Here is a 14,225-nt window from a genome sequence, read left to right on the forward strand (position 1 = left end):
CGGCTTTTTTAATGGCGATAGCTTTTTCTTATGGGTGGCGCACGATGAGTAATCTCTTACCCGAACAGTATGCTAATACAGCACTTCCCACCCTCCCCGACCAGCCTGATAACCCGGGCGTCTGGCCACCGCATGAGCTGACCTGCGCGCATATCAAAGCCCACATGGAGGTTTTCCATCGCTGGCTGGGTAACGCATTTGACGCAGGCATTTCGGCCGAACAGCTCATTGAAGCGCGCACCGAATTTATCGACCAGCTCCTGCAACGTCTGTGGATCGACTACGGTTTCGGACAGGTGAGCGACGTCGCGCTGGTTGCGGTCGGCGGCTATGGCCGGGGTGAACTGCATCCACTCTCTGATATCGACCTGCTGATCTTAAGCCGTAAAAAACTGCCGGACGATCGGGCGCAGAAAATCGGTGAACTGTTGACCCTGCTCTGGGACGTAAAGCTGGAAGTGGGCCACAGCGTACGCACGCTGGAAGAGTGTCTGCTGGAAGGGTTATCTGACCTGACCGTCGCCACCAACCTGATTGAAACCCGCCTGCTGATTGGCGACGTTGCGCTGTTCCTCGAACTGCAAAAGCACATCTTTAGCGACGGCTTCTGGCCTTCGGAAAAATTCTTCGCCGCGAAAGTCGAAGAACAAAACCAGCGCCACCAGCGCTATCACGGTACCAGCTATAATCTCGAACCGGATATTAAAAGCAGCCCCGGTGGCCTGCGCGATATCCACACGCTGCAATGGGTCGCCCGTCGACATTTTGGAGCAACATCGCTGGACGAAATGGTCGGGTTTGGTTTTCTGACCGAAGCCGAACGTAACGAACTCAATGAATGTCTGCATCTGCTGTGGCGCATCCGTTTTGCCCTGCACCTGGAAGTCACCCGCTACGATAACCGCCTGCTGTTTGACCGACAGCTCAGCGTGGCGCAGCGCCTGAATTACCAGGGCGAGGGCAACGAGCCGGTCGAGCAAATGATGAAGGATTTCTTCCGCGTCACCCGCCGCGTCTCTGAGCTGAACCAGATGCTGTTACAGCTGTTCGATGAGGCGATCCTCGCGCTGACGGCAGACGAAAAACCGCGTCCGATTGATGACGAATTTCAACTGCGCGGCACGCTTATCGATCTACGCGACGAAACGTTGTTCATTCGCGAACCGGAAGCGATCCTGCGAATGTTCTACACCATGGTGCGCAACAGCACGATCACCGGGATCTACTCCACCACCCTGCGTCATCTACGCCATGCACGACGCCATCTGAAGCAGCCGCTGTGTTACATCCCGGAGGCGCGCTCGCTGTTCCTGAGCATGCTTCGTCATCCGGGCGCCGTCAGCCGCGGTCTGCTGCCGATGCACCGTCACAGCGTATTGTGGGCCTATATGCCCCAGTGGTCGCATATTGTCGGGCAGATGCAGTTCGACCTGTTTCACGCCTATACGGTAGATGAGCACACAATCCGCGTCATGCTGAAGCTGGAAAGCTTCGCTAAAGAAGAGACGCGATCCCGCCATCCGCTGTGCGTTGATTTGTGGCCACGTCTGGCGCACCCGGAGCTGATCCTGATCGCCGCCCTGTTCCATGATATCGCCAAAGGTCGCGGCGGCGACCACTCCGTACTCGGTGCGCAGGACGTGCTGAAATTTGCCGAGCTGCACGGCCTGAACTCGCGTGAAACGCAGCTTATCGCCTGGCTGGTTCGCCATCATCTGCTGATGTCAGTTACCGCTCAGCGTCGTGATATTCAGGATCCGGAAGTGATCAAGCAGTTCGCCGAGGAAGTGCAAACGGAGAACCGCCTGCGCTACCTGGTCTGCCTGACGGTAGCCGATATCTGCGCCACCAACGAAACCCTGTGGAACAGCTGGAAGCAGAGCCTGCTGCGCGAACTCTACTTCGCCACCGAAAAACAGCTGCGTCGCGGGATGCAGAACACCCCCGACATGCGCGAGCGTGTGCGCCACCATCAGTTGCAGGCGCTGGCCCTGCTGCGCATGGATAACATCAACGAAGAGGCGCTGCATCAGATTTGGGCGCGCTGTCGCGCCAACTACTTTGTGCGCCACAGCCCAAACCAGCTTGCCTGGCACGCCCGGCATCTGCTGAAGCACGACCTGACAAAACCGATGATTCTGCTCAGCCCGCAGGCCACGCGCGGCGGGACGGAAATTTTCATCTGGAGTCCGGACCGGCCTTATTTGTTTGCAGCGGTCTGTGCCGAGCTGGACAGGCGTAACCTGAGCGTGCACGACGCGCAGATTTTTACCACCCGCGACGGCATGGCGATGGACACCTTTATTGTGCTGGAGCCGGACGGCAGCCCGCTGTCGTCGGACAGGCATGAGGGGATACGCTTTGGCCTCGAGCAGGCGATTACGCAGCGCAGCTGGCAACCTCCGCAGCCGCGTCGTCAGGCGGCAAAACTGCGCCACTTTACCGTCGATACCGAGGTCAATTTCCTGCCGACCCATACCGACCGTAAATCGTTCCTTGAGCTGATTGCGCTCGACCAGCCAGGGCTCCTCGCCCGCGTCGGCCAGGTTTTTGCCGATCTGGGAATTTCGCTTCACGGCGCCCGAATTACAACCATTGGCGAACGAGTAGAAGATTTATTTATAATCGCGACGGCCGACCGGCGTGCCCTTAATAATGACCTGCAACTTGAAGTGCAACAACGGTTGACAGCAGCCCTCAATCCAAACGATAAAGGGTGACGTGTTTTTTAGTGAAATGGAAAGAGTAAACAATGCAGCAGTTACAGAACGTTATTGAGTCCGCTTTTGAGCGTCGCGCCGACATCACTCCGGCAAATGTGGATACCGTGACCCGTGAAGCGGTAAACCAGGTTATTTCCCTGCTGGATTCCGGCGCGCTGCGCGTGGCAGAAAAAATCGACGGTCAGTGGGTTACTCATCAATGGCTGAAGAAAGCTGTGCTGCTCTCTTTCCGTATCAACGATAACCAGGTTATCGACGGAGCAGAAAGCCGCTACTTCGATAAAGTGCCAATGAAATTTGCGGATTACGACGAAGCGCGCTTCCAGAAAGAGGGCTTCCGCGTAGTACCGCCGGCGGCCGTTCGTCAGGGTGCCTTCATCGCACGCAACACCGTGCTGATGCCATCCTACGTGAACATCGGCGCCTACGTTGACGAAGGCACCATGGTGGACACCTGGGCTACCGTCGGCTCCTGCGCGCAGATCGGTAAAAACGTTCACCTGTCCGGCGGTGTGGGCATCGGTGGCGTTCTTGAGCCACTTCAGGCTAACCCAACCATCATCGAAGACAACTGCTTCATCGGCGCACGTTCCGAAGTGGTTGAAGGCGTGATCGTCGAAGAAGGTTCTGTGATCTCCATGGGTGTTTATATTGGCCAGAGCACCCGTATTTACGATCGCGAAACCGGTGAAATTCACTACGGCCGCGTTCCAGCTGGTTCCGTTGTGGTTTCCGGCAACCTGCCGTCTAAAGATGGCAAATACAGCCTGTATTGCGCGGTCATCGTGAAAAAAGTGGACGCGAAAACGCGCGGTAAAGTGGGCATCAATGAACTGCTGCGCACCATCGATTAATCGGGTATAACAAAAAGCGGGGGCAACCCCGCTTTTTTTATATCCGAAGGTGGCGAAAATAGATTTTTTCGTTAATTATTCATAGGTTATGTTGAGATCAAGGGTACCGCTATGTACGATAATCTGAAAAGTCTGGGCATTACCAATCCTGATGAAATTGATCGTTATAGTCTCCGCCAGGAAGCCAATAACGATATTTTGAAAATCTATTTTCACAAGGACAAAGGAGAGTTCTTCGCCAAAAGCGTGAAGTTTAAATACCCTCGCCAGCGTAAGACCGTTGTCGCTGACGGTATCGGTCAGGGATATAAAGAAGTACAGGAAATCAGCCCTAACCTGCGCTACGTGATCGACGAACTCGATCAAATCTGCCAGCGCGATCGCAGCGAAGTCGATCTGAAACGTAAGATCCTTGACGACCTGCGTCACCTGGAAAGCGTAGTCACCAATAAGATCAGCGAGATTGAAGCGGATCTTGAGAAATTGACGCGTAACAAATGAGCCGTTTTATTGCCCGGTGGCGCTTCGCTTACCGGGCCTACGAACACATGTAGGCCGGGTAAGGCGAAGCCGCCGCCCGGCAAACAGCATCATCTCTGTTCATCCAGCTGCAACGCCACATACAGCAGTAGCCGGTCGTCAAAATTCCCTAAATCCAGCCCCGTCAGTTCCGAGATCCGGTTTAGCCTATACTCCAGCGTATTACGGTGAATAAACAGCGCTTTTGACGTTGCCAGCGGCTGCACGTTATGCCGGAACCACGCCTGCAACGTGCGGCGCAGCAGCCCGTTGTTGTCCATTGCTTTCAGACGCACCAGCGGACGCGCCAGCTCGTTGGCCTGCCAGCCGCCGCGCAAGCTGTCGAGCAGGACCGGCAGCATCAGATCCTGATAGAAATAACTGCGGCTCTCCGGCATGCGCTGTTTACCCACCATCATGGTGGTGCGCGCCGTTCGCCATGAACGGGCAATACTTCCCGGCCCGGTAAAATAATTTCCCAGCGCGACACGAAAACGGAGCTGTCCGTTCTCCTTCATGCGCTCGATGAGCAGCTCAACGCGGCGACGATGATCTTCCGCGTCCCAGCGACCAAACTGATTAAGCGCAGGCTTGAGCACCACCATTTCCGTCAAAGAGACAATCGCCACCAGGTTGTTACGCTCCGGCGTCGCCAGCATGTTTTGCAGCTGCTGTAGCTCCACCATGGCGCTGTCCACACCAAGCTGGCCGCTATCCACCTCAATAACGGCGACTACGCGCGGCTGATTCAGGTCGATACCCAGACGCTGCGCCCATTCGCTCAGGGCAGGCGTGTGCTCCTCCGCCTGAATCAAATTCATCACCAGCTCTTCACGCAAGCGGCTGTCCTGGGCGAGCAGATGCATCAGACGCGACTGCTCCAGCATCATCTCCGCCGTCATGCAGACCAGCTCGCCGTATTTACGCAGCGATTCAGGATCGCCGGTCAGACCGATAACGCCAACAATCTCTCCTTCCAGACGCAGCGGCAGGTTGATCCCCTGACGGACCCCGTGGAGATGTTTCGCCACGGCGTCATCGATGTCGACCACGCGCCCCTGAGAGAGCACCAGCAACGCCCCTTCGTGCAATTCCCCAATACGCTCACGATCGCCGCTGCCGATAATGCGCCCGCGGGCATCCATTACGTTGATATTGGTATCAATGATGCGCATGGTTCGCGCCACGATATCCTGCGCCATTTTGGTATCAAGATGCCAGCCAGCCATATAACCCTCCCGTGAGCAGAGCTCAAGCATAGGGAAGTTCAGCTAAGGCTGCATTGTGCAGATGCCCAAAGGCAGAGAGAGATGTATGGAGTTGTGGGAAAGGTCACAGAAAAGAGAAAGCCCCTGCGAACAGGGGCTTAAGAAGATTATTGCATCAGGAGATAAATAGAGGTATCACCACGCTGAATATTCAGTGCCAGCACGGACGGCTTGCTGTCGAGAATTTTGCGCAGTTCAGCGATGTTTTTCACCGGCTGCTGGTTAGCGCCCATGATCACATCACCTTTTTTCAGGCCGATACGGGCAGCAGGTGAGTTCGCTTTCACGTTGTTCACCACCACGCCTTTATCTGCCCCTTTGTTGCTCATTTCAGCACCTTCAATACCGCTGAAGATGGTGCTGGAATCGACCTGATTCTGACTGCTCTGTTGCAGTTCCAGGCTCACGTTAACCGGCTTACCTTCACGCAGCAGGCCGAGGGTCACTTTACTGCCGATTGGCATAGAACCCACTTCCGCACGCAGGGCGGCAAAGCTGCTGATCGGCTTACCGTTCAGAGAGGTGATCACGTCACCCGCTTTAATGCCGGCTTTCGCCGCCGAAGAGTTCGGCATGACCTGGCTTACGAATGCGCCGCGCTGAGCGTCCACTTTCATCGCTTTCGCCAGCTCGGAGTTCAGTTCGGTACCCATGATCCCCAGCTCACCGCGTTTCACCTGTCCATATTGCACCATCTGCGCAGTCAGGTTTTTCACCATGTTGCTCGGGATAGCAAAGCCGATACCGATGTTGCCACCGTCCGGTGCCAGGATAGCGGTGTTGATACCGATCAGCTCACCGTTCAGGTTAACCAGCGCACCGCCGGAGTTACCACGGTTAATGGCCGCATCCGTCTGAATGAAGTTTTCATAGTTTTCCGCATTCAGGCCGCTACGTCCCAGCGCGGAGACGATACCCGAGGTCACGGTTTCGCCCAGACCAAACGGGTTACCGATGGCGACGGTGTAGTCACCCACGCGCAGCGCGTCAGAGTCGGCAAGCTTAATCGCCGTCAGGTTCTTCGGATCCTGAATCTGAATCAGCGCGATGTCGGAGCGCGGGTCTTTACCAACCACTTTGGCATCGAATTTACGGCCATCGCTCATCTGCACCTTAATGGTATTAGCATTATCTACTACGTGGTTATTGGTCACCACGTAGCCTTTCGCTGCATCAATAATAACGCCCGAGCCGAGTGCCATGAATTTCTGCTGCTGGCCGCCGCCCATGCCGTCATCCCCTGCACCGCCACCCTGACAGAACGGGGAGCTTTGGAATGGCGAACCGTCCTGGCAGAATGGCGAATTGTCGCCGAAGAACTGCTGGAAATTACGCGGCATACGCGGCGTATTGACGGTTGTGCTGCCCTCAACGTTAATACTCACCACCGATGGCATCACTTTTTCGAGCATCGGGGCCAGGCTTGGCATCTGCTGCGCAGTCGCTGCCGAGGAAGCTGTCTCGGCCGCCATCGCCAGAGGGGACAGCGCTAAACCTAAACTCAGAGCCAGTGCACTCATTGCTAATGTGGTTTTTTTCATGTTTCTCAATCTCGATTTACCAGATAACGCAAAATTGCTGTGTAACTCAGATTCGTTTTATACCGCTTAGTTCCGGGATTAAGTTTATGGAAAAAGTAAAAATTTATTGGTCGTCTTTACAAAACTCATGGCTTATTCAACGGCCATAAGCTTGCGGTATTCATCCCAGGCATACAAATCTGTCATCCCGCTGATATAGTCCTGGATAAGACGACAGCGATAATAATATTCCATGACTGGCCATTGGGAAGAATGGCGATCTATTTTACTGACGGCTTCAATGTATGCCAGCCGGTGGCGGGTTGAAAGCTTCTGATAGAGACGAGATTCAATCGGCAGGCGGCGAACACGTTCATTATTTGCCAGCTCGCTAAACTCATCGACCGTCAGCTGGAGCAGCGGGCCATAAATCTCCAGCAACCCGCTGATAACCCGGTATCCTTGCAGCTCCAGCTGTTCGACATCCGGGTGGCTGAAAACATGGCGAACAGCCACGTTTTTATATAATTCAAGAAGCTGACTAAAACTGCTCTCATCTTCCAGCAGGGCGTGATTAAATTCCCCGCTAAATATCATCGGCAAATTATCAATGAAACGGGCGGCCGCATACGGCACCAGTTTATTCAGCGTGTTCACCCGCAAATACATAAAGAACTGATCTTCGGTACTGCGGCTCAGCGAATTTGAACGCGATTTATCCCAGGCATTCTCGACGACCTGCGCAAACAGAGAACCTTTTTCATGCTCTCCCCAGGCATCATGAAGATGCTGATACAACTCCTCGACGCTGAATATTCTTTTTTCCACCGCGTCTTCCAGATCGGCCACGCAATAAGAAATGTCATCAGCCGCTTCCATAATCCATGTCAATGGAAAACGGCCATTAGGGGTCAGAGACAGTTCTTTACGCAACCGCGCGATGTATGCTTCTTCCGATAAGTAATAGCCCGGTTTTTTCATCAGGTAGCTATGCGTGGCGGGCGTTTCTCCGGTCCACCATGCGGGACGCGTGTATTTAAGAATACAGCCCACCTGGGCCCAGGTCAGATTCATCCGCATCAGGGAGTGCACCAGACGGATCCCCTGCGCGTTACCTTCGAAATGACACAGATCCTGGCGCACCTTACGGCGCAGATCGTTCAGGCTATCTTCGCCTTCACGCAGGCATAAATCGCGTACCACACAGCGGTCATCGCTGAGCGGCTGGCTTATGGCGTCAGAGGGAAAAAGCCGCTGTTTAAACCAGTCATTGATGGCGGCCTCGCCGAAATGACCAAAGGGAGGATTGCCGATATCGTGCATCAGGCAGGCCATCTCAACGATGCTTTCGAACGGCCCGGTCAGTTCATCCAGTCCGTAGGTTTCCAGCAGACGTTGCTCTTTAAGGCGGCTGAGGATCTCTTTCGCAATGTAGCGCCCCACCTGCTGCACTTCCATGGAGTGCGTTAACCGCGTACGCACCGCGGCGTTACGCTCCAGCGGGAACACCTGGGTTTTTTGCTGTAACCGACGGATGGCGGGCGAGTTGATGATGCGTCCGCGATCGCTTTCGAAAATGCGCAGGATCTCATGTTCGCTCTTATCGCCCTGTGGCGAACGGAAACGTCGGTGCCAGTTAATTTTGGTGCGAAAATCGATTGGTGCCATGTGCTCCCCCGCGTGAGAATGCGTTTCCCCTTAACCGCATGATAGACTATGCATCTTAACAAGGCACATCGCGAGTAAATCTATGAAAATCGGCATTATTGGTGCAATGGAAGAAGAAGTTACGCTGCTGCGTGACAAAATTGAGAACCGTCAGACCCTCTCCCTCGGTGGCTGTGAGATCTACACCGGCCAGTTGAACGGTGTTGACGTGGCTCTGCTGAAATCAGGCATCGGTAAAGTTGCAGCGGCACTGGGCGCGACCCTGCTGCTTGAGCGCTGCAAGCCTGACGTTATCATTAATACGGGTTCTGCGGGCGGCCTGGCGCCGACGCTGAAAGTGGGCGATATCGTGGTTTCCGACGAAGCGCGTTATCACGATGCAGATGTCACCGCATTCGGCTACGAATATGGTCAGCTTCCGGGCTGCCCGGCCGGGTTTAAAGCGGATGATAAGCTGATTGCCGCCGCTGAAAGCTGCATTAACGAGCTGAACCTCAATGCGGTGCGTGGCCTGATCGTCAGCGGCGATGCCTTTATCAACGGCTCTGTCGGTCTGGCGAAAATCCGTCATAACTTCCCGCAGGCTGTGGCCGTTGAGATGGAAGCCACGGCCATCGCGCACGTATGCCATAACTTCAGCGTGCCGTTCGTGGTCGTTCGCGCGATCTCTGACGTGGCGGACCAGCAGTCCCACATCAGCTTCGACGAATTCCTGGCCGTTGCGGCCAAACAGTCCACCGTGATGGTGGAAACTCTGGTGCAGAAACTGGCGCGTGGGTAAGGTGTCATTCAGGGCGCTGGTCGCCCTGCTTCTGCTCGCTCCGGCCTGGCTCATCGCCGCGCCGCGGGTGATCACTCTCTCCCCTGCCAATACGGAACTGGCGTTTGCCGCCGGGATCACGCCCGTTGCGGTGAGCAGCTTTTCCGATTATCCACCGCAGGCCGCCCATATCGAACAGGTTGCCACCTGGCAGGGAATGAACCTGGAACGCATCGTGGCGCTGAAGCCCGATCTGGTCCTCGCCTGGCGCGGCGGTAATGCCGAACGGCAGGTGAACCAGCTCTCTTCGCTGGGAATAACGGTAAAATGGGTGGACGCGGTGAGCATCGAACAGGTGGCGCAAACCCTCCGTGACCTCGCGCCCTTCAGCCCTACCCCCCAACGCGCCGGGCAGGCTGCACAGCAGATGCTCAACGACTATGCCGCGCTAAAAGCCCGATACGGCACGCAACCGAAACAACGCGTTTTTCTGCAATTTGGCAGTCAGCCGCTGTTCACTACCGGGAAAGGCTCGATCCAGAACCAGGTGCTTGAAACCTGTGGAGGTGAAAATATCTTTGCAGAAAGCCGGGTTCCCTGGCCCCAGGTCAGTCGTGAGCAGGTTCTTGCGCGACAACCGCAGGCCATTGTGGTGGTCGGAAATGCGAGCGAGATTCCTAAAATAGAACAATTCTGGCATCGGCAGCTTAAAATTCCGGTCATCGCACTCAACAGCGACTGGTTTGAACGCGCCAGCCCGCGTATTATCCTCGCCGCAAAACAACTCTGCGCCGAACTGGCAGAGAGTCACTCAAACAGATAAATACCCCCTTCGAGGATTTAACGATGCTCGTGTATTGGCTGGATATTCTTGGCACAGCCGTTTTTGCTATCTCCGGCGTTTTGCTTGCCGGAAAACTGCGCATGGACCCTTTTGGCGTACTGGTACTCGGCGTCGTTACGGCAGTGGGAGGCGGAACGATCCGCGATATGGCGCTGGCAAATGGCCCGGTATTTTGGGTAAAAGATCCCACGGATCTGGTGGTGGCGATGGTCACCTGCCTGTTAACCATCGTGCTGGTTCGTCAGCCTCGCAGACTGCCAAAATGGATATTGCCGGTGCTGGATGCCGTCGGTCTGGCGGTCTTTGTGGGAATAGGCGTGAATAAAGCCTTTATTGCCGGGACTGGCCCGCTGGTGGCGATCTGTATGGGCGTGTTAACCGGCGTGGGCGGAGGGATTATTCGCGACATACTGGCGCGAGAAGTCCCGATGATCCTGCGAACGGAAATCTACGCGACGGCCTGTATCATCGGGGGGATTGTTCACGCCACGGCGTATTACACCTTTGCTGTCCCGCTGGAGAATGCGGCGATGCTGGGGATGGTGGTCACGCTGGTGATCCGTTTAGCGGCGATACGCTGGCACCTGAAGCTGCCGACGTTTGCGCTGGATGAAAATTCAAGATAGGCGTCGTTTATAAGCCCGGTAGCGCTTCGCTTACCGGGCCTACAATCTGCATTCAGGCTTAAATACTGAACGAAGAACCACACCCGCAGGTGCTGGTCGCATTCGGGTTAGTCACCACAAAGCGCGAACCTTCCAGACCTTCAGTGTAGTCCACTGAACCGCCCACCAGATATTGCAGGCTCATCGGGTCAACCACCAGCGCGACGCCCTGTTTCTCGATAGTCATATCACCATCGTTAACCTGATCGTCAAAGGTAAAACCATACTGGAAGCCACTACAGCCGCCGCCGGTAATATAAACACGCAGTTTCAGATCCGGATTGTCCTCGTCGGCAATCAGGGTTTTCACTTTTTTCGCTGCTGCTTCGGTAAATTCCAGCGGCAACGCTACGTCATCACTCATCTTATGCTCCCATGAATACTGCGACTGCTATTGGGCAAAAATCACCCAATTCTTTTTGTCATTATCTAATACCCTGGTAATTCATTCAAGTATTCTGCTTCAGGGCCTGTTCAGCTTCCTGTTTCGCCAGGGTACGGGCAAGAATGGTGGAGTATAGCGGTTTTCCACCCAGGAATTGGGCTAATAGTGTCGCGCCGAGACAGGTAATGATCATTGGCAAAATGAGCTGGTAATTGTCGGTCATTTCCAGCACCAGTACGATCCCGGTCAGCGGCGCGCGCAGGGAGGCCGCCAGCAGCGCCCCCATTCCCGCAACCGCAAACGTCCCCGCCTCCAGATGGTAGGCCGGGAAACCTGCCGCCGCCGCCATCCCGAACGCCGTACCCAGCAGCGTCCCCAGTGCCAGCATCGGAGCAAAAATGCCGCCCGGGGCGCCAGAGGAGAAGCACAATACCGTGGTGATGACGCGTGAAATAAACATAAACAGCAGCAGGCCTACGCTGAAATTCCCCGCCGCGGCAATGGGAATCAGGCCGAAACCGCCGCCCGCCGCATTCGGTTCGATGAAGCCGAGGATCCCGCACACGCCGCCAAGCAGGCCTCCCACCAGCACCCATTTCGTGGTATTTCCGCCATGGATGCGCTGAAACATATCCTGCGCCCGTAAAATCAGGGTGTTAAAAAGCGGGCCGACGACGCCAAAAATCATCCCAAGAACCAGATACAGCCATAAAGTATTGACCGGCGCATTGGTCAGCTTGCCAACTTCAATCACCGCTCCTTCGCCGTTAAAGACGCGAAAGACAATGCTCGACATAATCACGCCGGTAAACACCGCTTTAATGGAGATCAGGTTGTAGCGGAACTGGGCGCGCATCTCTTCAATAATAAACAGGATACCCGCCAGCGGCGCGTTAAACGCCGCAGACAGCCCCGCTGCGGCCCCCGTCGCCAGCAGCGTATGCCGTGCTTCGGCGCTGCGCATACGGAGCAGATCGCCGACCATGCGCCCGACGTTACCGCCCAGCTGTACCGTTGGCCCTTCCCGACCGAGCACCATGCCCGCCCCGAGGGTTCCCATCCCGCCGATAAATTTCACAGGAAGCACCCGCCACCAGCGAACCGGGCGTAGCTCCTCCAGCGCCCCCTCAATTTCAGGGATCCCCGAGCCACCTGCTTCAGGTGCGAATTTACGCACCAGAAAATAGCCCACCATGGCAAACAGCGCCGAAAGGCCAAAGGCCCACACCCAGACCAGCCATTCCCGATCGGCAAAGCTGGCGACGGTACCTATGCGCCAGTTGAGCACCGCGTTGACCGCTTTCTCGAATGCGACCCCCACCAGCCCGGCCAGCGTACCGACCACGGCGGCTGCCAGCAGAATGGCTAACGGGGTTTTGTCACGGTTGAGCAGCCGCCGGATACTGACCCGGTGCTTCGCGCGCGTAAACTGTTGTTGTTCAAAAGAAGGTGTGTTCTCGTTCATTACCTGTTCTGTTTCGTCATACAAAAGGCCGCAGGGATTCTACCAGAGACAATCCCCTCGTCCCCTGAAAAATACTTAACAATTGTTAAGCCTTCTGAGGGGCAAAAATTTTATAACCTCTTCCGAATCACTTAGAATAGTTGCCTTAACTTATTTCTACGAACCAGGAACGACGCCATGAGCAAGTCTGAAAACCTCTACAGCGCAGCCCGCGAGCTTATCCCAGGCGGCGTGAACTCACCCGTGCGCGCCTTTACCGGCGTGGGTGGCACCCCGCTGTTTATCGAACGTGCGGATGGCGCATATCTGTATGATGTGGATGGTAAAGCCTATGTCGATTACGTCGGCTCCTGGGGCCCGATGGTACTGGGGCACAACCACCCGGCGATCCGCAACGCGGTGATTGAAGCCGCTCAGCGCGGCCTGAGCTTCGGCGCGCCAACCGAGATGGAAGTTAAAATGGCGGAGCTGGTCACCGAGCTGGTGCCAACGATGGACATGGTGCGTATGGTGAACTCCGGTACCGAAGCGACCATGAGCGCTATCCGTCTGGCGCGCGGTTTTACCGGTCGTGACAAGATCATCAAGTTCGAAGGTTGTTATCACGGCCACGCCGACTGCCTGCTGGTAAAAGCCGGTTCCGGCGCGCTGACGCTCGGTCAACCGAACTCCCCGGGGGTGCCGGCTGATTTCGCGAAACACACGCTGACCTGCACCTATAACGATCTGAACACCGTTCGCGCCGCGTTCGAGCAGTATCCGCAGGAGATCGCCTGCATCATCGTTGAACCGGTGGCGGGCAACATGAACTGTATTCCACCGCAGCCGGATTTCCTGCCGGGCCTGCGCGCACTGTGCGATGAGTTCGGCGCGCTGCTGATCATCGACGAAGTGATGACCGGTTTCCGCGTCGCGCTGGCGGGAGCGCAGTCATACTACGGCGTAGAGCCGGATCTGACCTGCCTCGGCAAAATCATTGGCGGCGGCATGCCTGTCGGCGCGTTTGGCGGCCGTAAGGACGTGATGGACGCGCTGGCGCCAACCGGTCCTGTTTACCAGGCAGGTACGCTCTCCGGTAACCCGATTGCGATGGCTGCGGGCTTTGCCTGTTTGACCGAAGTGGCGCAGCCGGGTATCCACGAAACCCTGACGGACCGGACGACGCAGCTGGCAAACGGCCTGCTGGAAGCCGCAGAAGACGCGGGTATTCCGCTGGTGGTAAACCACGTCGGGGGGATGTTCGGGATTTTCTTCACCGATGCGAAAACCGTGACCTGCTATCAGGACGTGGTGAAATGCGACGTGGAACGCTTCAAACGCTTCTTCCATCTGATGCTGGAAGAAGGAGTGTATCTTGCGCCGTCAGCGTTTGAAGCGGGCTTTATGTCCGTGGCGCACAGCGAAGAAGATATCAATAACACCATCGACGCAGCGCGTAAGGTGTTTGCGAAGCTCTAAGGGCATTGCCGGGTGGCGCTAACGCTTACCCGGCCTACGATGTTCTCCATCTTCCCTTGGGAGAGGGAGCAAACACGAAAACGGCAATCTAAGGAT

General features: G+C 55.8%; 12 protein-coding genes. 7 read left to right on the forward strand and 5 right to left on the reverse strand.

Annotated features, from left to right (window positions below):
• Positions 1-44 precede the first annotated feature (44 nt).
• From glnD to ACOTY5_RS13380, 3 genes are all read left to right on the forward strand, one after another.
• A complete protein-coding gene (gene glnD, locus ACOTY5_RS13370) occupies positions 45-2,720 on the forward strand; it encodes a bifunctional uridylyltransferase/uridylyl-removing protein GlnD (protein ID WP_023295946.1) in 2,676 nt (891 codons plus the stop codon).
• 32 nt (positions 2,721-2,752) lie between these two features.
• A complete protein-coding gene (dapD, locus tag ACOTY5_RS13375; RefSeq protein ID WP_003856214.1) occupies positions 2,753-3,577 on the forward strand; it encodes a 2,3,4,5-tetrahydropyridine-2,6-dicarboxylate N-succinyltransferase in 825 nt (274 codons plus the stop codon).
• 111 nt (positions 3,578-3,688) lie between these two features.
• Positions 3,689-4,078, forward strand: a complete 390-nt coding sequence (locus tag ACOTY5_RS13380; RefSeq protein ID WP_015572719.1) for a DUF3461 family protein — start codon at positions 3,689-3,691, stop codon at positions 4,076-4,078.
• An 89-nt stretch (positions 4,079-4,167) separates the two neighbouring features.
• Here ACOTY5_RS13380 and ACOTY5_RS13385 read toward each other — a convergent pair whose 3' ends face one another.
• From ACOTY5_RS13385 to dgt, 3 genes are all read right to left on the reverse strand, one after another.
• The gene (locus tag ACOTY5_RS13385) at positions 4,168-5,325 is read right to left on the reverse strand and encodes a CdaR family transcriptional regulator (protein ID WP_003856217.1); all 1,158 of its coding nucleotides are present in this window, start codon (positions 5,323-5,325) and stop codon (positions 4,168-4,170) included.
• Between the two features lie 146 nt (positions 5,326-5,471).
• Positions 5,472-6,905, reverse strand: coding sequence for a serine endoprotease DegP (gene degP / locus ACOTY5_RS13390; RefSeq protein ID WP_023303104.1), 1,434 nt, complete (start codon positions 6,903-6,905; stop codon positions 5,472-5,474).
• 132 nt (positions 6,906-7,037) lie between these two features.
• On the reverse strand, positions 7,038-8,552 hold the full coding sequence (gene dgt, locus ACOTY5_RS13395; RefSeq protein WP_015572717.1) for a dGTPase: 1,515 nt from the start codon (positions 8,550-8,552) through the stop codon (positions 7,038-7,040).
• A gap of 82 nt (positions 8,553-8,634) precedes the next feature.
• Here dgt and mtnN point away from each other — a divergent pair, with 82 nt between their 5' ends.
• From mtnN to ACOTY5_RS13410, 3 genes are read left to right on the forward strand one after another with little or no spacing between them, the layout of a single operon-like run.
• The gene (gene mtnN / locus ACOTY5_RS13400) at positions 8,635-9,333 is read left to right on the forward strand and encodes a 5'-methylthioadenosine/S-adenosylhomocysteine nucleosidase (RefSeq protein ID WP_003856223.1); all 699 of its coding nucleotides are present in this window, start codon (positions 8,635-8,637) and stop codon (positions 9,331-9,333) included.
• Positions 9,326-10,135 (forward strand): vitamin B12 ABC transporter substrate-binding protein BtuF, encoded by an 810-nt coding sequence (btuF, locus tag ACOTY5_RS13405; RefSeq protein WP_017383741.1) that lies wholly within the window; start codon positions 9,326-9,328, stop codon positions 10,133-10,135. The genes mtnN and btuF overlap by 8 nt, the downstream gene beginning before the upstream one ends.
• Positions 10,136-10,158: 23 nt before the next feature.
• Complete coding sequence (locus tag ACOTY5_RS13410) at positions 10,159-10,782, forward strand: TRIC cation channel family protein (protein WP_003856227.1); 624 nt, start codon at positions 10,159-10,161, stop codon at positions 10,780-10,782.
• Between the two features lie 58 nt (positions 10,783-10,840).
• On the opposite strand, the gene erpA is transcribed toward ACOTY5_RS13410, so the two are convergent.
• Positions 10,841-11,185 carry an iron-sulfur cluster insertion protein ErpA gene (erpA, locus tag ACOTY5_RS13415; protein WP_003856230.1) on the reverse strand — a complete coding sequence of 115 codons (345 nt, stop codon included), beginning with the start codon at positions 11,183-11,185 and terminating at the stop codon, positions 10,841-10,843.
• A gap of 85 nt (positions 11,186-11,270) precedes the next feature.
• A complete protein-coding gene (gene clcA / locus ACOTY5_RS13420) occupies positions 11,271-12,671 on the reverse strand; it encodes a H(+)/Cl(-) exchange transporter ClcA (RefSeq protein WP_045142230.1) in 1,401 nt (466 codons plus the stop codon).
• Positions 12,672-12,848: 177 nt separating this feature from the next.
• Here clcA and hemL point away from each other — a divergent pair, with 177 nt between their 5' ends.
• The gene (gene hemL, locus ACOTY5_RS13425; protein ID WP_015572714.1) at positions 12,849-14,129 is read left to right on the forward strand and encodes a glutamate-1-semialdehyde 2,1-aminomutase; all 1,281 of its coding nucleotides are present in this window, start codon (positions 12,849-12,851) and stop codon (positions 14,127-14,129) included.
• The last annotated feature ends 96 nt before the right edge of the window (positions 14,130-14,225 follow it).

The sequence above is a fragment of the Enterobacter cloacae complex sp. SHL018 genome (assembly GCF_049237905.1).
Lineage (GTDB): Bacteria > Pseudomonadota > Gammaproteobacteria > Enterobacterales > Enterobacteriaceae > Enterobacter > Enterobacter hormaechei_C.

What these genes read in the sequence shown, in the direction of transcription:
- hemL (WP_015572714.1), top strand. Translation starts at nt 12,849, where the DNA reads ATGAGCAAGTCTGAAAACCTCTACAGCGCAGCCCGCGAGCTTATCCCA.
- ACOTY5_RS13380 (WP_015572719.1), top strand. Translation starts at nt 3,689, where the DNA reads ATGTACGATAATCTGAAAAGTCTGGGCATTACCAATCCTGATGAAATT.
- degP (WP_023303104.1), bottom strand. Translation starts at nt 6,905, where the DNA reads ATGAAAAAAACCACATTAGCAATGAGTGCACTGGCTCTGAGTTTAGGT.
- clcA (WP_045142230.1), bottom strand. Translation starts at nt 12,671, where the DNA reads ATGAACGAGAACACACCTTCTTTTGAACAACAACAGTTTACGCGCGCG.
- erpA (WP_003856230.1), bottom strand. Translation starts at nt 11,185, where the DNA reads ATGAGTGATGACGTAGCGTTGCCGCTGGAATTTACCGAAGCAGCAGCG.
- dgt (WP_015572717.1), bottom strand. Translation starts at nt 8,552, where the DNA reads ATGGCACCAATCGATTTTCGCACCAAAATTAACTGGCACCGACGTTTC.
- dapD (WP_003856214.1), top strand. Translation starts at nt 2,753, where the DNA reads ATGCAGCAGTTACAGAACGTTATTGAGTCCGCTTTTGAGCGTCGCGCC.
- glnD (WP_023295946.1), top strand. Translation starts at nt 45, where the DNA reads ATGAGTAATCTCTTACCCGAACAGTATGCTAATACAGCACTTCCCACC.
- ACOTY5_RS13410 (WP_003856227.1), top strand. Translation starts at nt 10,159, where the DNA reads ATGCTCGTGTATTGGCTGGATATTCTTGGCACAGCCGTTTTTGCTATC.
- mtnN (WP_003856223.1), top strand. Translation starts at nt 8,635, where the DNA reads ATGAAAATCGGCATTATTGGTGCAATGGAAGAAGAAGTTACGCTGCTG.
- ACOTY5_RS13385 (WP_003856217.1), bottom strand. Translation starts at nt 5,325, where the DNA reads ATGGCTGGCTGGCATCTTGATACCAAAATGGCGCAGGATATCGTGGCG.